Below are 17,775 nucleotides of genomic sequence, written 5' to 3' on the forward strand. Positions count from 1 at the left end.
CCCGGGCACGCTGCGCGGCCGTTGTCGCGATGAGTTTTCGCCCGCCGCCCGGTCTGTCCCTCGAACGCGCATTCAACGCACAGAGGAGACAGTCATGACGCGACCTGCCCTGGGCAGTCTGCTGCTCGCCAGCACCGACCCCGACCGCCTCCGCAGCTGGTACGCCGCCGCCCTCGACCCCGAGAGCGACACCGACGCCAACGGTTACCGCATCCTCAAGTTCGGCGAAATCTTCCTGCTCATTGACACGCGGGACGACGTGGCGGACAAGAGTCCCGAGCCCGGCCGGGTGATCCTGAACTTCGATGTGGAGGACGCCCGGGCCGTGGCGGCCCGCATGGAGAGCGCGGGCGTGACGTGGCTGGCGGAGCTGGAGGACCGCGACGGCAGCCTCTTCGCCACCGCGATCGACCCGGACGGCAACTACGTCCAGATCATCCAGCTCAGCGAGGAGCACAGGAAGGCGATGTGACGATGTTCGGCACGACGAAAGCGTTCAGCGGGTTCTCGGTGAACGACATCGCGGCGGCGAAGAAGTTCTACGGCGAGACGCTGGGGCTCCGGGTCTCCGAAGAGCACGGCCTGCTGACCCTCCATATAGCGGGCGGCACCGACATCCTGGTCTACCCGAAGGACAATCACACCCCGGCCACGTTCACGATTCTCAACTTCCCGGTGGAGGACATCGACAAGGCCGTGGACGGGCTGGTGGCACGTGGCGTGCGCTTCGAGCGCTACCCGAACTTCAAAACCGACGAGAAAGGCATCCTCCGGGAGGAGGGGCCGCCGATCGCCTGGTTCACCGACCCGGCCGGAAACATCCTTTCGGTCTTGCAGCCGTAGAAGGCGCAGAGGGGCCTCCCGGGATTCCGGGAGGTGACCGGCGCCTCACTTGGGCACGCGGGCCAGGTTTTGGTCGGCCAGGCCGGCCAGCTCGTACAGGCCGGACGGCTTCACCTGCTTGCCGACCACCAGCATGCTCATGACCACGGTGCCGCGCCTGATCATGACGGAGCCGATCTGGGCGTTCTTGTCCCCGCCCGCGGCCGTGGTCAGGTAGGCCCGCGACTGATCGCCCTTGGTCGGCATGGGCAGTGTTCGCGTCTTGTACGAGATCTTCGCGCCGCCGACGTCTGCGGAGTAGGAGGCGCACTGCTCGGGGAGCGGCGCGGGGAACGATGCCGACGGGAGCCGCACCACGGCCTGGGTGATCGAGCCGCGTTCCGCGGCGTAGGCGATCACCGCGGCCGGCGCCTTGGCGACGTCCGGCTTGGCGGCGTCGAGCTGGGCAGCCCCGGCGCACTCCGGCCGCTCCAGCTTGGCCTCGCGCACGGCGGCCAGCCCTTGCTGGGTGGACTTGAGCGAGCCGAAGGCGCCCAGCTCCGGGCCGTACGAGACGCGCATGCCCGCGGGCGCGGGGATCAGTGCGGCCTTGAGCTGGGCCGCGTCGGCGGATGACGCCGTCGCCGGCTGCCCGGCGGCCGACGCCGCCCCGGTCTTGTCGGACGAACATCCGGCAACCGCCACCATGCTCAGACATATGCCGGAAATGGCCTTGCGCATGAGCCCTCCCCTTCACTCCAGCGGCATTTTCGAAAACGCTAGAGGAATTCCGGGCCGCGCATCCGTGTAACGTCGCTATTCGCGGAATTCAGGGGTTTTAGGAATGATTTCCGATTCGCCGTTGTTCGGGTTTCCGCCGTTAAGCAATGCCCTGGCCAGGCCCAGTCCGGTGCCGCCCAGCGTGAGCGCCTTGGCGAGCATTTCCTCGATGCCCTGGGCGCCGTTCAGCACCACCATGTGCTCCACGTTCCCGAAGGCCTTCCCCGCGGCGTCGACGATTTCCGGCCAGCGCTCGGCGAGCTGCTGGGCGACGACCGCCTCCTGGTTCTGCGCCAGCGCGTCGGCGCGCGCCTTGATGGCCTCCGCCTGGGCCAGGCCCTTGGCCTTGGCCGCATCGGCCTCAGCCATGCCGCGCAGCCTGGTCGCCTCGGCCTCCGCCTCGCCGCGCAGCCTGATGCCCTCGGCCTCGGCCTGCGCCTGGGCGACGGACGCCCGCCGCGCCGCGTCGGCGAGGGTGACCTGCTCGTACGCCTTCGCGTCCGCCGGCCTGCGCACCTCCCCCTCGAGCCGCTTCTCGGCCAGGTCGGCCTCCCGCTGCGCCGCGGCTGTCTGCTGGACCACGACCTCTTGGCGGGCGGAGGCCTCGGCCAGGGGGCCCGCCTGCTTGGCCATGGCCCCCGCGCGGTCGATCTCGGCCTGGTAGCCGGCTTGTTGAATGCGTGCCTCGCGGACCGCGGCGGCCTTCTTGATGTTGGCCTCCTGCTCGGCGGCGGTGGCCTCCTGGTCGCGCTGCGCCTCGGCGATCCTGGCCAGGGAGGCCACGGCGGCCGCGTGCGGGCGGCCGAGGTTGATGATGTAGCCGGTGGCGTCCTCGATCTCCTGGATCTGCAGGGAGTCCACGACCAGGCCGAGCTTGCTCATCTCGTCGGCCGACGACGTGCGGATCTCGTTGGTGAGCGCGTCGCGGTTGACGATCAGGTCCTCGACCGTGAGGTTGCCGATGATCGAGCGCAGGTGGCCGGAGAAGAGCTGGTGCGTCTTGTCGTCCACGGTCTTCTGCTGGTCGAGGAAGCGCCGCGCGGCGTTGGCGATGGAGGCGATGTCGTCGCCGACCTTGTAGATCACCACACCGCGTACGTGCACCGGGATGCCCTGCTTGGTCACGCATTTGACCTCGAGCTGAGAGTCCCTGCTGTCGAGCGACATGCGGCGCGCGATCTGGAAGCCGGGGACGACCAGAGCACCCTTCCCCGTGACGATCTTGAATCCGAGTGTGTCTCTGCCCCGCGCGCCGAGCCCGGAGATGAGGACGGCCTCATTGGGCTCGGCGACTCGCCAGACTAACTTGAAGGCCACGACGCAGAAGATCGCGATTGCCACGATGATGCCTGCGAGGAGCATGTCCATGATGTCTCCCGGGACGCGGTCGGACCTGTCGCCGACCAGCCTTCCCGGCACGCCCTGCCTCGAAGGTACGTGTGCTCAGGGCGTTTTACCAGACATTTCTGGATCGGCTCCGTTGGGGGTCGCGCCGTTGAGCAGGGCCCTGGCGAGCCCCAGTCCGGTGCCGCCCAGCGTGAGCGCCTTGGCCAGGAGCTCCTCCACACCCTGGGCGCCGTTGAGCACCACCATGTGGTCCACGTTCCCGAACGCCTTCGCGCCTGCCTCCACGACCTCCGGCCAGCGCTCGGCGAGCTGCTGGGCGATGACCGCCTCCTGGTTCTCCTTCAGCGCCTGGGCCCGCGCGCTGATCGCCTTGGCCTCCGCCAGGCCCTTGGCCTGCGACGCCTCGGCCTCGGCCAGGCCCAGCGCCTTCGCGGCCTCGGCGCTCGCCAGCCCGCGGGCACGGGCGGCCTGGGCCTCGGCCTCGCCGGCGATCTTCGTGGCCGCGCCGGCCGCCTCGCCGCGCAGCCGCACGGCCTCCGCCTCGGCCGCGGCGGCCTGCTTGACCTGCGAGGCCTGCGCGGCCGCGCGCAGCTCGGTCTCCCTGGCCTCGGCCTCCGCCTGGGCGATGCGGGCGTCGCGCTCGGCCTGGGAGAGCGTGACGGTCTCGTACGCCTTGGCGTCGGCGGGCTTGCGTACCTGTGACTGCAGGCGCTGCTCGGACAGCTGGGCCTCCAGCTCCGCGGCCCTGGTCTCCTGGACCACCACCTCCTGGCGGGCGGTGGCATCCGACAGCGGGCCCGCCTGCCTGGAGGTGGCCTGAGCCCGGTCGATCTCGGCCTGGTAGGAGGCCTCCTTGATGCGGGCGTCGCGCCGGGCGGCGGCCATGTTGGCGGCGGCGATCTGCTCGGCCTCGGTGGCCTCCTGGTCGCGCTGGGCCTGGGCGATGCGGGCGGTGGCGGCGACCTTGGCGGCGTGGGGCTTGCCGAGGTTGACGATGTAGCCGGTCTCGTCGTCGATCTCCTGGATCTGCAGCGAGTCCACGATCAGGCCGAGCTTGCTCATCTCGTCGGCCGCCGACGCCCGGGTCTCGCTGGTCAGGCGCTCACGGTTGAGAATCAGGTCCTCGATCGTGAGGTTGCCGATGATGGAGCGCAGATGTCCGGTGAACAGCTCGTGGATCGCGCTGGTCATGAAGTCCTGCTGGTCGAGGAAGCGGCGGGCGGCGTTGGCGATGGAGGAGAAGTCGTCGCCGACCTTGTAGATCACCACACCGCGGATCTGCACCGGGATGCCCTGCTGGGTGACGCAGGCGACCTGGAGGTTGGCGGCCCTGGTGTCGAGGCGCAGCCGCCTGGCGGTCTGGAAGCCCGGCAGCACCGCCGTGCCCTTGCCCGTGATGATCTTGAAGCCGAGGCTGTCGAGGCCCTCACTCCGCCGGCGCGCGCCCAGGCCGGAGATGATCAGGGCCTCGTTGGGCTCCGCGACCCGCCACACGGCCTTGAACAGCAGAGTGATGACGACAATGGCGGCGATGACGGCGCCGCCGATGATGTAGAGCTCAGGGGACATCGACCCCTCCCTAGACGAGTGCTTTGGCCACGTAGACCGTGCGCGGGGGGAAGTAATCCACGACGACGACGATGGCCCCGACGGGGATCTCCTCGTCTGTCACGCTCGGATGGGCGTAGAAGGCCTCGACGCCGCCCCTGATCGGGATCATGACCTCGCCGACGAGGCCAGGGCCGATCTTTCCTGTGACCCTGCCCTGTTTGCCGACCACCGGACTCCCCCCGTTGGTGATATTCCGGACGGTACTCCAAACCGGCATTCGCGGTAATAGGCCGCGCAAAATGTTTCTCGAGACGCTGCGCGTCTCTCATCCCATTTGGCCGGACCTGCTGATGATCGCGCCATGAGCTTGAGCCCGCGCGACCTCGGGATGAACCGGCCCATTTCCCGCCGTGACTTCTTCGACGGCATCGCCGTCGGCGCTGTCGTGTCCTCGGGGAAAGCCGAGAAGGCCCAGGCGAGCGCGGTTCTGCCCGCGCCGGGTGGATTCCGCGGCGGCGCAGCCCAGGCGCTCAGCGTGCCGCACGCGCTGCGGGACGGCCGTTTCTGGCAGTACGCGGACCCGCCCGAGCCCACCGGCGAGAGCTACGACCTCGTGGTGGTCGGCGGCGGGCTCAGCGGGGTGAGCGCGGCCTGCGAGTGGCTGCGCCGCGATCCCGGCGCGGCCGTGCTCGTCCTCGACAACCACGACGAGATCGGCGGGCAGGCGCGGCGCGCGCTCTTCCACCGGCAGAGCGGCCCGGCGCACGCCGACCCCGGCCTGGCCGACGGCGTGATGTGCGACGCGGAGACCTTCGGCGCGGACACGCTGGTCAGGCTCCAGTCCGACTGGGTGGCCAGGCTGCCGATCGACGGGCGGGCCAGGGAGGACCTGCGCATGCTGCACCGGGAGCCGCCCGACTGGCTTCCCGGGCTCTCGGCCGAGGGCAAGCAGGAGCGGCTGGCGGAGCTGACGTACTCGGCCTTCCTGCTGGAGGTCTGCGGCGTGCACCCGGACGTGGAGCGGTTCTACCGCAGCATGTCGTGCCCGGAATGGGGGTACGACACGCGGGCGCTCGGTGCGATCGACGCCTGGGGCACCGGATATCCGGGATTCGCGGGCCTGGGACTCGATGCGAACAAGCCGTCGCGGTTCAACTCGCCCACCGTGAAAAAGCAGTGGGGAATGGCGGATCCGGACCTTTATCTCTTTCCCGAGGGAAATCAGGCATTGGTGCGGACAATGGTGCAACGGGCGCTCGACCGGCCCGGCAACCGGGTGCGCTTCCGGCTGTCCAGCCCCGTGGTGTCGGTACGCGACGGCGCCGCGTCGGCGACCGTGGGCTACTTCGACGGCCACCAGGTCATGACCGTCACGGCCGGGGCGGTGATCCTGGCCTGCTGGAGCGCGGTCATCCCTTACCTGGTGCCGGAGCTGCCCACCGAGCAGCGGCAGGCGCTGAGCGCGGCCGTCCGGGTGCCGCTGCTGCACGCCACGGTACGGGTGCGCGACGAGGACGCATGGCGGCGGGCCGGCGTGGGCCGGGTGCGCTGGACCGGCGCGTACTGGTCGCTGACCGAGCTGGAGCCGCCCCGCCGTCCGGGCGGGCCGGCCGCGGTGCACCTGCTGGCCACGCCGTGCCGGTCGGAGCTGGGTCCTGAGGCGGGCGCCGTGGCGGGCCGGCGCGAGCTCATCAAGACGCCGTACGAGCAGCTGGAGCACACGATCCGGGACCAGCTCACCCGGCTGCTGGGGCCCGGTGGGTTCGATCCGGCCGGGGACATCGAGGCGATCACGGTCAATCGGTGGGGGCACGGGAACGCGCCCGAGTACTGCCGGCCGTGGCACCCGTTCTATCCCGACGGGCCGTTCCCCGCGGACACGGCGCGCAGGCGCTTCGGCAGGATCGCGATCGCGGGCTCGGACTCGGCGCCGGCCGCCCGCGCCGACGCCGCCGTCACCGCGGCGTTCCGCGCGGTGGAGGAGCTGGCCCGATGACGCTCTGGCTCCGGGTCTTCCTGGTCGGGCTCGCGCTCTGGGTGGCCACCGTCGTGGTGACGGCCTGGACGCACAACTCCAACCTCGTCCCGACCGTGGTGCTGTTCGGCAGTTTCTTGGTGCCGGTGACGTTCGTGGTGTGGGCGTACGGGCGGGGCCGCTCACCGCGGGTCACGGTCGAGATGATGTTCACGGCGTTCGTGGTGGGCGGCGTGCTGGGCGTGCTCGGCGCCTCGGTCCTGGAGGCCTGGCTCATCCGGCCGTCGATCATCATGTACGTGCTGGTCGGGCTGATCGAGGAGGGCGCGAAGCTGGCCGCGCTGATCTTCGTCACCCGGCGCATGACCACGCGCGGCACCATGGACGGCGTCATCCTCGGCGCGACCGTCGGCTTCGGCTTCGCCGCGTTCGAGAGCGCTGGTTACGCCTTCAACGCCCTCTTCACCTCCGAGGGCCTGTCGCTGTTCCAACTGGTCGAGACCGAGGTGCTGCGCGGCATCCTGACGCCCGTCGGGCACGGCCTGTGGACGGCCATCGCCGGCGGTGTCCTGTTCGCCGCCCGCGGCCGGATCACGGTTCCCGTGGTGCTGACCTACCTCGGCGTCTCGCTGCTGCACGCGCTGTGGGACTCGATGACCGCCATCGCCATCGCCATCACGCTTGTGCTGACCGGCCGGCCGTGGCAATTCGAGTTGCTGCGGATCGGCCGGGTGCCGCGGGTGACCGCGTGGCAGGTGCACATCTTCACGCTGCTGAACTGGGCGGGGCTCAGCACGATCTCGCTGGTCGCGCTGGTCTGGCTGTGGACGGTCGTACGATCGGGCAAGCACCGGCGAGAGATCGCGTCCCAATAATCACGGTAATGAACGTCTTCCTCCCACTGCGCCGGAGCCATAAACGGTGCTAGTCTCCTGTGCGATCTTCCGGAGGTGTATTTACACAAGGTGTGGAAATGCCCCCGACTCGAGGTTGGGACATGGGCTCGCGAAACCGGTCTATTCGGTTCAAGATCTTTCTGTTGCTGCTGCTACCCCTCCTGTCTCTGAGCGCGCTTTGGGGTTTCGTCCTCAACCTCACCATGGGCGACGCCCAGTCACTGCTCCGGGCCGGCACGCTGTACCAGACCCTCGGCGTCACCTCCACCGACCTGGGCTTGCAACTTCAGGCCGAGCGAGTGCGCTCCGCCGAGGCACTCACCACGCGTGAGCTCACCGAGGCGCTCGGCGGCCAGCGCGCCCGCACCGACCGGTCCGTCGGCGAGTTCCGTCAGGCCGTCACGGAGGCCGGCGACGCGGCCGGCAACCTGGGCCGCCCGCTGGGCACGCTGATGGGTGCGCTCGATCAGCTCGGTTCGATCAGGGCCGACATAGACAACGGCCTCAGTTCCCGCCTGTCTGGGCTGAACGAGTACAACCGCATCCTCGATTCGATCTTCCTGCTCTACGACCACCTGGTCTCCGTCTCCGACCTGGGCATACTCCAGCAGGCATCCTCGCTGCAGGCCATGGGCATGGCCAGGGAGCAGATCGCGAGGGAGCACGCGCTGGTCATCGGGGCGCTGGCCGACGGGCGGCTCACCGAGCCCGAGACCGCGGCGTTCACCGAGTACGCCGCCTCCAGGAGGTTCCTGCACGCGCGCGGGCTGGCGGGCCTCGAGGTGACGCTGCGCAGACCGTACGAGCAGATCTTCGCTTCCGAGTCGTTTCAGACCTTCCTCAGCCTGGAAGCCAGGATCGTCAGGACCGGCGCCCCGCCGCCCGACGCCGCCGGCTGGACGGAGACGATCAGCAGCCTGACCTCTCAGCTGGACAAACACGGCCTGGCCGCAGCCGAGGTGCTGGCCGCGCGCACGTCCGAGGCCGCCACGGCCACGGTCGCCGAGATCGCGATCGCGGGCGGCGTCGGCTTGATCGCAGTGCTCGCGTCGATCATCATCTCTGTACGCTTCGGTCGTCGCCTGGCCCGAGAGCTCGGCGGGCTGCGCGCGGCCGCGGTCGAGCTGTCGGAGCAGCGGCTCCCCGACATCGTGGAGCGGTTGCGCAAGGGCGAGGACATCGACGTGCGGAAGGAGGCCAAGGCGATCAAGGTGAGCGGTTCCGCTGAGATCACCGACGTGGCCAGGGCCTTCGGTTCCGTGCAGCGCACCGCCGTGACGGCGGCGGTCGGCCAGGCCGCGCTGCGGCGCGGGGTCGGCCAGGTCTTCCTCAACCTCGCCCGGCGCAAGCAGGGGCTGCTGCACCGGCAGCTGGCGCTGCTCGACGGCATGCAGCGGCGCACGCACGACCCTGACCGGCTGGAGGAGCTCTTCCGGCTCGACCACCTCACCACCCGCATGCGGCGGCACGCCGAGAGCCTGATCGTCCTGTCCGGGTCCGCGCCCGGGCGGGCGTGGCGCAAGCCCGTGCCCGTGATCGACATCGTCCGGGCCGCGGTCGCCGAGGTCGAGGACTACACCAGGGTCGCCGTCGAGGCGATGCCGGTCAGCGCGTTCGATGGGGGCGCCGCGGCCGACCTCACGCACCTGCTCGCCGAGCTGGTCGAGAACGCCACGATCTATTCACCGCCGGACACTCAGGTCCAGGTGCGCGGCGACCAGGTGAGCAATGGCTACGCCGTCGAGATCGAGGACAAGGGCCCGGGCCTGTCGGCCCCCGAGTACGCCGCGTTCAACACGCTGCTGGCCGACCCCCCGGAGTTCGACCTGGCCGACAGCGACAGGCTCGGCCTGTTCGTGGTGGCCAGGCTGGCCGCGCGGCACGGGATCAAGGTGCTGCTGCGGCGCTCGCCCTTCGGCGGCACGACCGCCATCGTGCTCGTGCCGCGCGAGATGGTGACCGAGCAGACGGCGCTGACGGCCGGCGACAGCGGGGAGGAGATGGCCGCGCTGCCGAGCCGTACCAGGAAGAAGGCGCTCGCGGTGGTCACCTCGGGCACCCACGCCGGACTGCCCAGGCGAGTGCGCCAGGCCGGCCCGTCGTCACGGCTCCAGCCGTCCGAGGAGCCTGCGCCCGGGCAGCCGGCCGACCGCTCTCCCGACGAGGTACGCGACCTGTTCTCCGCCTTCCAGCGGGGAACCCAACGCGCCCGAGAAGAAGCCCAGGATGAGGGGGACAAATGAGTGTGCCGACCACCAACACCGGTGAACTTAACTGGCTGCTGGACGACCTGACCGCCAGGGTGGCCGCCGTGCGCCAGGCGGTCATCCTGTCGACCGACGGCCTGGCGATCGGCTACTCCAAGGGGCTGATGCGGGAGGACGCCGAGCACCTGTCGGCCGTGGCGGCCGGTTTCCAGAGCCTGGCCCGGGGCACCGGCCGCCATTTCGGCGGCGGCGACGTGCGCCAGACCATTGTGGAGATGGAGTCGGCGTTCCTGTTCGTCACGGCGGCGGGACAGGGCACCTGCCTGGCCGTGATCGCCGATGCGAACGTGGATGTCGGCCACATCGCCTACGAGATGGCGATGCTGGTCAAGCGGGTGGGCCAGCACATCACGACCAATCCGCGCGCTGGAGCGTCATGAGCGACAGCCCGCAGTGGTTCGATGAGGAGGCGGGGCCCGTGGTCCGGCCCTACGCCCTCATCCGCGGCCGCACGCGTTCCTCCGGGGACACGTTCGACCTCGTCGCGACCGTGCGCGCCATCGGCGACCCGACGGATGCGCTCGGTCCGGAGCAGCAACTGATCCTGCGGGCTGCTCGCAGTCCTATCTCGGTGGCCGATCTGGCCGTCGAGCTCGACCTGCCCATCGGCGTCGTCCGAGTCCTGCTCGGCGACATGCGTGACCACGGTCTCATCTCGGTGTCGTCGTCCTCGGCCGGAGGAACGCGGTCGAATGAGCGCATTCTCAAGGAAGTGATCAATGGACTCCGTGCTCTCTGAGGACCCCGTCGCGCTGAAGATCCTCGTTGCCGGCGGGTTCGGCGTGGGCAAGACCACCCTGGTCGGATCGATCAGCGAGATCAAACCGCTGCGTACGGAGGAGGTGCTCTCCGACCGCGGGATCGGCGTGGACGATCTCGACGGCGTGGAGGCCAAGACCACCACGACCGTGGCGATGGACTTCGGCCGCATCACGATCCGCGAAGGGCTGGTGGTTTACCTGTTCGGCACGCCCGGGCAGGAGCGGTTCTGGTTCATGTGGGACGAGCTGTCCTACGGCGCGCTGGGCGCGGTCGTGATCGCCGACACCCGGCGGCTGACCGACTGCTTCCCCTCCGTCGACTACTTCGAGCAGCGCGGCACGCCGTTCGTGGTGGCCGTCAACTGCTTCGACGGGGCCGAGCGGCACAGCGTGGACGACGTGCGCATCGCGCTCGACCTGGACGACAACGTGCCGGTGATGCTGTGCGACGTGCGGCGGCGCACGTCGGCCAAGGAAGTCATGATCACCCTGGTCGAGCACTCCCTGCGCACGCTGACCTCGGCGAACTGAGGCGCACCGAGGTCGGCGTCAGAGCGCTCTGAGGCCGTTGATCACTTCACGGAGCAGGCTCTCGGTCGCCGTGGACGCCTGGTCGCGCTGCGGGCGTACCGAGACCAGGCCGTGCTCCAGCAGGTCCCCCAGCAGCACCCGTAGCACGCCGACCGGCAGGCTCACCTCCGAGGCGAGCTCGGCGACGGGCTTGCCCTGGCCGGACACGCAGCTGACCACCCTCCGGTGCTGAGCACTGAGCTCGGCGTTGGACGGGGCGGGCAACCCGGTCGCGACGACGGTCGCCAGCAGGTCGAGCGCGGAGGACGCGGGCCTGGTGCGCCCGCGCGCGACCGCGTACGGCCGGACGACGGGTCCCGCCTCCTCGTCGACCCACTCGTGCTCGCGGCTCACGGCTGAGATCCCCCATCCTGGTCGCTGTCCTGCCGCCCGCGCTGCCAGCCGGACTGGAGCGAGGAGAGCAATGCCCTGGCCTCCTCGGGCGAACGCTCCTCGGCGGGCGGGGTGGGGGGCGGCTGCTGCTGAAGCCGCTCCGGCAGGTTGGTCTGCCGCTGGCGGCGGGGCAGGCTCGTCTGCCGTTCGGCGGCCGGCCTGCCTGTCTGCTCGTCGGGGTGCTCGTGCCGTTCGCGGCGGGGGAGGCCGGTCGTCCCATTACGCTGCGGGAGGCCGGTCGTCCCATTAGGTTGCGGGAGGCCGGTCGGCCGCTCCCGCTCCGCGAGCTCCGCGGGCTGCGCCTGCTGTGGCAGCGCGGGACCCTCGCCGCGCTTGGCGGTACGGACCCGGCGCGGCAAGTCGCCGGGCCCCGTGGTGTCCGGCCGGACCACCGACACGGAGATGGACTCGAACTCCAGCGGCTGCACGGGGGGCGCCATGGGCTCGACCAGCGATCCCGGGACCAGCACGATCGCGGTGGTGCCGCCGTACGGCGAGGGCTTGAGCGTCACCTTGATGCCGTGCCGGGCCGCGAGCATGCCGACCACCGCGAACCCGAGCCGCTCGGTCTGGGCGGCGTCGAACTCCGGCGGGCTGGCCAGGCGCTCGTTGATGATCCTCCGGGTGGCCTCGTCCATGCCGAGGCCGCGGTCCTCGATCTCGACGGCGAAGCCCCTGCCGACCATCTCGCCGCGTACCGAGACCTCGTTGCTGGGCGAGGAGAAGGCGGCGGCGTTCTCGATCAGCTCGGCGAACAGGTGCATGAGGTCGGCCACCGCCGTGCCGGAGACGCCGCACTCGGTCATCGGGTAGACGCGGACCCGGGTGTACTCCTCCACCTGGGCCGCGGCGCCGCTGAGCACGTCCTCGATCGGGATGACGCCGCGCCACCTGCGGCCCGCGGAACCGCCGGAGAGCAGCACCAGGCCCTCGGCGTGGCGGCGCATGCGGGTGGTCAGGTGGTCGAGCTTGAACAGCCGCTCCAGGGCCTCGGGCTCTTCCGTCTGGTTCTGCATCTCGTCGAGCAGCTTGAGCTGGCGCTGCAGCAGCGACTGGCTGCGCCGCGCCAGGTTACGCAGCGCCTCGGACAGCCCCTCGCGCATCCTGGCCTGCTCGACGGCCGCGTCGACGGCCGTGCTCTGCACGCTGTCGAACGCCGCGGCCAGGTCGCTGACCTCGCTGGTGGCGTTGCGGGCCACCTTGATGGGCGGCGCCTCGGCCTCGATGTCGACGCTCTCGCCCTTGCGCAGCTTGGCCACGACGTCGGGCAGCCTGATCTCGGCCAGGTCGAGAGCGGTACGGCGGAGCGTCGCCAGCTCGCGGGTGATCCTGCGGCCGACCCGGACCGAGATGAAGATCGAGAAGATGACCGCGATCAGCCCGGCCGCGCCCGCGATGGCGGCCCGCACCACGATGGCGATGCCGGCGGGCTCCATCCTGGCCAGCAGCTTGTCGCCGGTGCGCCAGATGGCCTCTTGGTATTCCTTCTGCACCTGGTCGGCGACGCCCCGCCAGAGCTCGACGTCCAGCGGCCGGCCGGAGACGTAGCCCTCCACCAGGTTCTCCATGGTGACGTACCGGGAGGAGTAGTAGATCTTCTCGAACGGGGCCCGCAGCTCGCTGTCGAGGTTGGCCAGAGCCTTCGGGAACAGGTAGGTGCGGGCGCCGTCGATCCCCGCCAGCATGTGGACGTCGCGCATGTTCGCCTGGCCGTTCGCGGCGATGATCAGGGCGTGCTCGCGGCTCAGCAGCTCGCGCACCTCGTCGGCGGCGATCAGGCCCTGCGCCTGCAGCGAGAGCTCGACGTCCGTGCCCATTGTCAGCCGGGAGTAGAGCAGGTGGACCTCATCGGAGATCTTCGCGTACTCCGTCACCAGACCGCCGGGGGTGAGGCTGCGCTCATCCACCTTGCGCCTGATGTCAGGGAGCCGGTCGATCGCCGCGAACACGCTTTGGAGCTGGTTCTGCATGTCCAGCGTGAGCGCGTCCTGCGTGTCCTGCGACTGCGCCTGCTGCGTCAGGTCTTTCCTGTTCGCGTCGACCTTGGCCCGTGCCTTGCTCAGCGCGTCCGGGTCCGTGACGGCGCCTGCGATCTGCTCGGCCGAGGCCAGCCGCTCGGCCTGCAGGTTGCCGGTCAGACCGTCGGCGTGGTTGATGACACCGGTCCAGATCGTCTCGACCTTGAGCAGGTCGAGCGCCTCTCCCGACGTGGTGCTCGCGGCGAAGCCCCAGAGCGCGACCAGGGAGACCAAGGGGATGACGAGCAGCGTCGAGATCTTGAATCGGATGGATCTGCCCGATGCCATGACACCTGCTCCCGGATAGAAGATCGCGGGAGAGAATAGCATCGAAACGCATGGTTTTAAGATCGACTAGCGATAAATCTGTGATATGTCGGGATTTTTAGGGCCTCGACCTGGCTTGGCGATGTCCTCCGCCGCCAGGCGAGCCGCACCAGCCAGGCCGCCAGCACGGCGAGCAACGCCACCTCCGCGCCCAGCAGCAACCTCTCCACGAGCCCGATCATCACCCGCTCGCCCGGCAGGGCCACGTACGTGATCGCCAGCAGTCCGAACCCCCCGGCCAGCGCCACCCACTCCACGGCCCGCGCCACGGGCTTCCAGTCGGCGTCGGCGGCCAGTCGGGGGACCAGCAGCGCCCCGGCCGCCGGAAGGCTGATGAAGGCCGCCACGGACGCGTACCGATGGATCTGTGCCGCCAGGTCGAGGTCCGTGCCGATCGGCGTGGTCGGGACGATCGCGGCCACCACGAGCGCCCCCGACCACACCATCAGCAACCGCTCGGGCATCCCCCGGACGGGCGCCCCCGCCGCCCTGAGGCCCGCCAGCAACGCCAGGGACCCGATCCCCAGGACCGCCATCGCGACCTCCGTGACGCCCCCGCGGTCCGACACGGCGTACTCGCTGACGGTCACGTTCATGGGGTCGAGGTAAGGGTCGGGGCCGAACTGCCCGACCACCACCGCGACCACGGCGAACATGATCGATCCACAGGCGATCAGCGGAAAGAGCCTCTTTGCTGCGGTCATGCCGCAACTCTCCCGCTGTGCCCCCCTTCCTCACATCCGGCCCCGCCCCCGAGCCGTCCCTGACCCGACCCTGACTTCTCAGGGTCTTGCTGAAGAGAACCCTCGGGGCTCAGATCAGGACGTGGGCGTCCGGGCGGCCGACGAACGAGAACTGGGCGTTGCGGGTCAGCTTGATGTGGTCCGCCTGCCAGGTGTGCATCGAGGCGTCGGCGCTGCGCCAGTAGACGAAGTTGAAGCGGTCCGCCGAGTAGATCTTGACGGAGTCCGCCTTCAGCCGCCGCACCAGCTCGGTGTCCTCGCCCCGGGTGATGTCCGCGAACCCGTAGGAGCGGAACATGTCCACCTTGCCGAGGAACGTGCCGCCCTGGACGAGGAACGAGTAGCGGTGCTCCAGGCCGGGCAGCCGGAGCATCGTGGTGTCGCTGCCCTCGAAGTACGCGTAGTGCGCACCCTTGCCCACCAGCTCCGCGTCCGAATAGTCGAACGCCCGGACCAGGTCCGACAGGTAGTGCTCGCCGTACAGGTTGTCGTCGTCCATCTTGGCGATCAGGTCGCCTTCGGCGGCCGCGATGCCCAGGTTCATGCAGGCGCCGAGCGACAGCGAGGCGTCGGCGGGCAGGACCGCGACGTCCGTGATGCCCGCCATGCGGGCCTTGTCGGCGACCACGACGGGGTCGATGTCGAGGCCGTGCAGCACCATGATCAGCTGCAGCGGGCGGTGGATCTGCCGGGCCACCGACGAGATCGCGTGCTCGATCTGGGAGGCGCGGTTGGTGGGCAGCACGACCGAGATCGACCGGGTCCTGGGCGTCACCTGGTGCCCGAGGTCCTGGAGGATCTGGTCCACGCGGTGGGAGAACAGGTGCTTGTCGAACACCTCGCGCATCGCCAGGTGCCCCATCCTGGCCCGCAGCTCGGGGCTGTTGATCAGGTGCAGGACCTGGTTGTACGACTCGAGCGGCTCCCGCGCGATGGGAACGAGGCTGCCGAAGGTCTCCTCGATCGCCCGCGACCACCCCGACACGACCGGCGTCGCGCAGGCGGACAGCTCGAAGACCCGCCGCGCGCACATGGTCGGCGAGTCCAGCACCGAGTTGACGTTGAGGAAGACCTTGTACATCCGGTACGCGGCCAGCATCTGGTCGTAGGGCAGCTCGCCCACGATGTGCGGGCGGTACTTCTCCGGCCAGGCGTACTTCTCGTCCACCTCGCCGTTGCGCGCGAAGATGTGCAGGCCCAGCTCGCGTACCGGGTCGAGGACGGTCTCCATCTGCTCGCGGCGCTCGGGATGCTTGTCCCGGAAGTACATCCCGGCGAACACCACGTCGTGCAGCCGGCCCTGCTTCTGCTGGATCGGATTGTGCACACGAGGCTGGGCGGCGAACTGCAGCACATCAACGCGGTCGTGTCCCAAAATTTCCCGATATTTGGGCAGCATGTCACCGTCGCAGGTGAACACGTAATCGAACAACTTGGCCGTGTCGATGAAGAAGTCGAAGTTCGGCGGGTCTTCTTTGTTCCAGAAAACCGTTGGGATGCCCTCTTGCCGGCACCAGGCCACCAGATCGCGCAGGGGCTCCTTGGGCGCGTTGGTGCCGGTCATCTGGTAGCGCCAGCGGCCCTGGTTCCCATGCCAGGCCGACTCGCAGAAGAGCAGGTCGGGCCGCTTCTCCGCGAAGATTTCCGGCCAGTCCTTGAGCCCGAACTCGATCTGGTCCCACTCGTAGCGGAAGGCCATCCTGGAGAAGTCGTCCAGGATCACCGCGACCTTGAGGTCCGGCCGGTTCACCGGCCCGGCCGGCCACTTCACCGGCGGCACCTCGGCCAGCGGGGGCCGGTTGTTCGCGATCTGGGTCGCCTCGGTGACAGGGATCGGCGGCTTCGGCGCCTTCTCCTTGGAGCGGACCGCCTCCATGATCTTCCCCGGGCTCTTGGAGCCCAGGGCCTCACCCAGCTTGAACGTGCGCTTGGCCTGCGTGGCCTCGAGCTTCCACGTGGCGTACGCGGCCTTGGCCTCGGCGATCTCCAACCGCCGCCGCAGCTCCCTGACCTCCGCTTCGTAGCGCTCGACGAGCTTGCGCTCCTCGGGCAGCCAGTTGACGGGTCCCAGTCTTTGAAACGCAGGGGGCTCGGGGGTATCGGCCATGGTGGTACGCCTATCGCTCAGCGGAGGAGGTTGTCATGTTACGTCGGAAGCGAAGGCTATTCGGGGCGTTTGGCCTGGGAAGCGGGTGCCAGGTTGTCGCCCTTCAGCCAGGCCGCGATCACCGTGGCGATCCGCGGGCCCGCCTTGCCGTCCCAGAGCACCGGCAGCTCCCCGGCCGGCGTGGCGGCGCCGTCGGCCAGCGCCTTCTCCGCGGCCGCGGGCAGAAGGGCGGGCGTGACCAGCCGGTTCGTGCCATGCGTGATCGTGATCGGCCGCTCGGTGTTGGGCCGCAGCGTCAGGCAGGGCACGCCCAGCATGGTCGTCTCCTCCTGCACGCCGCCGGAGTCCGTGACCACCAGAGCGGCGCCGCGGACGAGTGAGAGAAAGTCCACATAGCCGAGCGGCTCGATGACCTTGATCGTCTCGCCGTCGACCAGGCCCGCCTCGGCCAGCCGCGCCTTGCCGCGCGGGTGCACCGGAATCACGATCGGGACCTGCCGCGACACCTCCAGCACGGCCTCGACCAGCTCCTTGGCGGCTTCGGCGGTGTCCACGTTCGCGGGGCGGTGCAACGTCGCGACGGCATAGCGAGCCGGCACGCCCAGCCGCGCCACCACGGGAGCCGGGTCCAGCGTCGGCAGTGCGGAGAACAAGCTGTCGATCATGGGGTTGCCGACCAGGTGCACCTTGGACGGCGGCACCCCCTCGGCCGACAGGTAGGCAAGCGCCTCGGGAGAGGTGGCGAAGAGCAGGTCGGCCAGCGCGTCGGTGACGACCCGGTTGACCTCCTCGGGCATGCCCCGGTCGAACGAGCGCAGCCCCGCCTCCACGTGCGCGGTCGGCACGCCCAGCTTGGCGCAGACGAGGATCGCGGCCAGCGTGGAGTTCACGTCGCCGTACACCACGACGAGGTCGGGATCGTGCTCCTGGACGACCTCCTCCAGACCGACGAGCAGGGCCGCGGTCTGCTTGGCGTGGCTGCCCGAGCCGACCCCCAGGTTCGCCACCGGATCCGGCAGGCCGAGGTCGGCGAAGAAGACGTCGGACATCAGCGCGTCGTAGTGCTGGCCAGTGTGGATGATGCCCTGCCGCACGCCGAGTTCACCGAGTGCCCGCACCACCGGAGCCGCTTTCACGAAATTGGGACGAGCACCCAAAACGTGCAGGACCAGGGGGTTCTCCCTCATTGACCTCGCCTTTCATAGCGGAAGGGAAAAA

The 17,775-nt window shown here is 69.7% G+C and carries 17 protein-coding genes; 8 read left to right on the forward strand and 9 right to left on the reverse strand.

What is annotated here, in order from left to right:
* Window positions 1-94 precede the first annotated feature (94 nt).
* Together Q9G87_RS00555 and Q9G87_RS00560 are read left to right on the forward strand one after the other, a co-directional pair.
* Window positions 95-472: a VOC family protein gene (locus tag Q9G87_RS00555; RefSeq protein WP_305914141.1), complete on the forward strand. Its 378-nt coding sequence runs from the start codon at window positions 95-97 to the stop codon at window positions 470-472.
* A 2-nt stretch (window positions 473-474) separates the two neighbouring features.
* Window positions 475-843, forward strand: a complete 369-nt coding sequence (locus Q9G87_RS00560; RefSeq protein WP_305915105.1) for a VOC family protein — start codon at window positions 475-477, stop codon at window positions 841-843.
* A gap of 45 nt (window positions 844-888) precedes the next feature.
* Here the strand turns inward: Q9G87_RS00560 and Q9G87_RS00565 are convergent, their stop codons facing one another.
* The 4 genes from Q9G87_RS00565 to Q9G87_RS00580 form a co-directional block, all read right to left on the reverse strand.
* Window positions 889-1,563 carry a hypothetical protein gene (locus Q9G87_RS00565; protein ID WP_305914142.1) on the reverse strand — a complete coding sequence of 225 codons (675 nt, stop codon included), beginning with the start codon at window positions 1,561-1,563 and terminating at the stop codon, window positions 889-891.
* A 75-nt stretch (window positions 1,564-1,638) separates the two neighbouring features.
* The gene (locus Q9G87_RS00570) at window positions 1,639-2,970 is read right to left on the reverse strand and encodes a flotillin family protein (RefSeq protein ID WP_305914143.1); all 1,332 of its coding nucleotides are present in this window, start codon (window positions 2,968-2,970) and stop codon (window positions 1,639-1,641) included.
* A gap of 75 nt (window positions 2,971-3,045) precedes the next feature.
* Window positions 3,046-4,518 carry an SPFH domain-containing protein gene (locus Q9G87_RS00575; RefSeq protein ID WP_305914144.1) on the reverse strand — a complete coding sequence of 491 codons (1,473 nt, stop codon included), beginning with the start codon at window positions 4,516-4,518 and terminating at the stop codon, window positions 3,046-3,048.
* Between the two features lie 10 nt (window positions 4,519-4,528).
* On the reverse strand, window positions 4,529-4,729 hold the full coding sequence (locus Q9G87_RS00580) for a hypothetical protein (RefSeq protein ID WP_305914145.1): 201 nt from the start codon (window positions 4,727-4,729) through the stop codon (window positions 4,529-4,531).
* A 132-nt stretch (window positions 4,730-4,861) separates the two neighbouring features.
* Here Q9G87_RS00580 and Q9G87_RS00585 point away from each other — a divergent pair, with 132 nt between their 5' ends.
* From Q9G87_RS00585 to Q9G87_RS00610, 6 genes are all read left to right on the forward strand, one after another.
* Window positions 4,862-6,496 carry an FAD-dependent oxidoreductase gene (locus Q9G87_RS00585; RefSeq protein ID WP_305914146.1) on the forward strand — a complete coding sequence of 545 codons (1,635 nt, stop codon included), beginning with the start codon at window positions 4,862-4,864 and terminating at the stop codon, window positions 6,494-6,496.
* Window positions 6,493-7,350, forward strand: a complete 858-nt coding sequence (locus Q9G87_RS00590) for a PrsW family intramembrane metalloprotease (protein ID WP_305914147.1) — start codon at window positions 6,493-6,495, stop codon at window positions 7,348-7,350. The genes Q9G87_RS00585 and Q9G87_RS00590 overlap by 4 nt, the downstream gene beginning before the upstream one ends.
* 164 nt (window positions 7,351-7,514) lie before the next feature.
* Window positions 7,515-9,614 (forward strand): sensor histidine kinase, encoded by a 2,100-nt coding sequence (locus Q9G87_RS00595; RefSeq protein ID WP_305914148.1) that lies wholly within the window; start codon window positions 7,515-7,517, stop codon window positions 9,612-9,614.
* Window positions 9,611-10,018, forward strand: coding sequence for a roadblock/LC7 domain-containing protein (locus tag Q9G87_RS00600; protein WP_305914149.1), 408 nt, complete (start codon window positions 9,611-9,613; stop codon window positions 10,016-10,018). Before Q9G87_RS00595 ends, Q9G87_RS00600 begins: the two co-directional genes overlap by 4 nt.
* Complete coding sequence (locus Q9G87_RS00605) at window positions 10,015-10,377, forward strand: DUF742 domain-containing protein (RefSeq protein WP_305914150.1); 363 nt, start codon at window positions 10,015-10,017, stop codon at window positions 10,375-10,377. Before Q9G87_RS00600 ends, Q9G87_RS00605 begins: the two co-directional genes overlap by 4 nt.
* Complete coding sequence (locus Q9G87_RS00610) at window positions 10,358-10,930, forward strand: GTP-binding protein (protein ID WP_305914151.1); 573 nt, start codon at window positions 10,358-10,360, stop codon at window positions 10,928-10,930. Before Q9G87_RS00605 ends, Q9G87_RS00610 begins: the two co-directional genes overlap by 20 nt.
* An 18-nt stretch (window positions 10,931-10,948) precedes the next feature.
* Here the strand turns inward: Q9G87_RS00610 and Q9G87_RS00615 are convergent, their stop codons facing one another.
* The 5 genes from Q9G87_RS00615 to wecB form a co-directional block, all read right to left on the reverse strand.
* The gene (locus Q9G87_RS00615) at window positions 10,949-11,323 is read right to left on the reverse strand and encodes a DUF742 domain-containing protein (RefSeq protein WP_305914152.1); all 375 of its coding nucleotides are present in this window, start codon (window positions 11,321-11,323) and stop codon (window positions 10,949-10,951) included.
* Window positions 11,320-13,668, reverse strand: coding sequence for a sensor histidine kinase (locus Q9G87_RS00620; RefSeq protein ID WP_305914153.1), 2,349 nt, complete (start codon window positions 13,666-13,668; stop codon window positions 11,320-11,322). The genes Q9G87_RS00615 and Q9G87_RS00620 overlap by 4 nt, the downstream gene beginning before the upstream one ends.
* 56 nt (window positions 13,669-13,724) lie before the next feature.
* Window positions 13,725-14,411, reverse strand: a complete 687-nt coding sequence (locus tag Q9G87_RS00625) for a DUF998 domain-containing protein (RefSeq protein WP_305914154.1) — start codon at window positions 14,409-14,411, stop codon at window positions 13,725-13,727.
* A gap of 109 nt (window positions 14,412-14,520) precedes the next feature.
* Window positions 14,521-16,557, reverse strand: coding sequence for a glycosyltransferase family protein (locus tag Q9G87_RS00630; RefSeq protein WP_305914155.1), 2,037 nt, complete (start codon window positions 16,555-16,557; stop codon window positions 14,521-14,523).
* A gap of 56 nt (window positions 16,558-16,613) precedes the next feature.
* The gene (gene wecB, locus Q9G87_RS00635; RefSeq protein WP_305914156.1) at window positions 16,614-17,744 is read right to left on the reverse strand and encodes a non-hydrolyzing UDP-N-acetylglucosamine 2-epimerase; all 1,131 of its coding nucleotides are present in this window, start codon (window positions 17,742-17,744) and stop codon (window positions 16,614-16,616) included.
* Window positions 17,745-17,775: the final 31 nt, after the last annotated feature.

This window comes from Nonomuraea turcica (assembly GCF_030718205.1).
Taxonomy (GTDB): Bacteria; Actinomycetota; Actinomycetes; order Streptosporangiales; family Streptosporangiaceae; genus Nonomuraea.

Bases quoted from the DNA above. Each gene is read 5' to 3' on its own strand.
- Q9G87_RS00575 (WP_305914144.1), bottom strand. From the start codon at position 4,518: ATGTCCCCTGAGCTCTACATCATCGGCGGCGCCGTCATCGCCGCCATT.
- Q9G87_RS00600 (WP_305914149.1), top strand. From the start codon at position 9,611: ATGAGTGTGCCGACCACCAACACCGGTGAACTTAACTGGCTGCTGGAC.
- Q9G87_RS00610 (WP_305914151.1), top strand. From the start codon at position 10,358: ATGGACTCCGTGCTCTCTGAGGACCCCGTCGCGCTGAAGATCCTCGTT.
- Q9G87_RS00585 (WP_305914146.1), top strand. From the start codon at position 4,862: ATGAGCTTGAGCCCGCGCGACCTCGGGATGAACCGGCCCATTTCCCGC.
- Q9G87_RS00605 (WP_305914150.1), top strand. From the start codon at position 10,015: ATGAGCGACAGCCCGCAGTGGTTCGATGAGGAGGCGGGGCCCGTGGTC.
- wecB (WP_305914156.1), bottom strand. From the start codon at position 17,744: ATGAGGGAGAACCCCCTGGTCCTGCACGTTTTGGGTGCTCGTCCCAAT.
- Q9G87_RS00620 (WP_305914153.1), bottom strand. From the start codon at position 13,668: ATGGCATCGGGCAGATCCATCCGATTCAAGATCTCGACGCTGCTCGTC.
- Q9G87_RS00570 (WP_305914143.1), bottom strand. From the start codon at position 2,970: ATGGACATGCTCCTCGCAGGCATCATCGTGGCAATCGCGATCTTCTGC.
- Q9G87_RS00555 (WP_305914141.1), top strand. From the start codon at position 95: ATGACGCGACCTGCCCTGGGCAGTCTGCTGCTCGCCAGCACCGACCCC.
- Q9G87_RS00625 (WP_305914154.1), bottom strand. From the start codon at position 14,411: ATGACCGCAGCAAAGAGGCTCTTTCCGCTGATCGCCTGTGGATCGATC.
- Q9G87_RS00560 (WP_305915105.1), top strand. From the start codon at position 475: ATGTTCGGCACGACGAAAGCGTTCAGCGGGTTCTCGGTGAACGACATC.
- Q9G87_RS00630 (WP_305914155.1), bottom strand. From the start codon at position 16,557: ATGGCCGATACCCCCGAGCCCCCTGCGTTTCAAAGACTGGGACCCGTC.
- Q9G87_RS00565 (WP_305914142.1), bottom strand. From the start codon at position 1,563: ATGCGCAAGGCCATTTCCGGCATATGTCTGAGCATGGTGGCGGTTGCC.
- Q9G87_RS00590 (WP_305914147.1), top strand. From the start codon at position 6,493: ATGACGCTCTGGCTCCGGGTCTTCCTGGTCGGGCTCGCGCTCTGGGTG.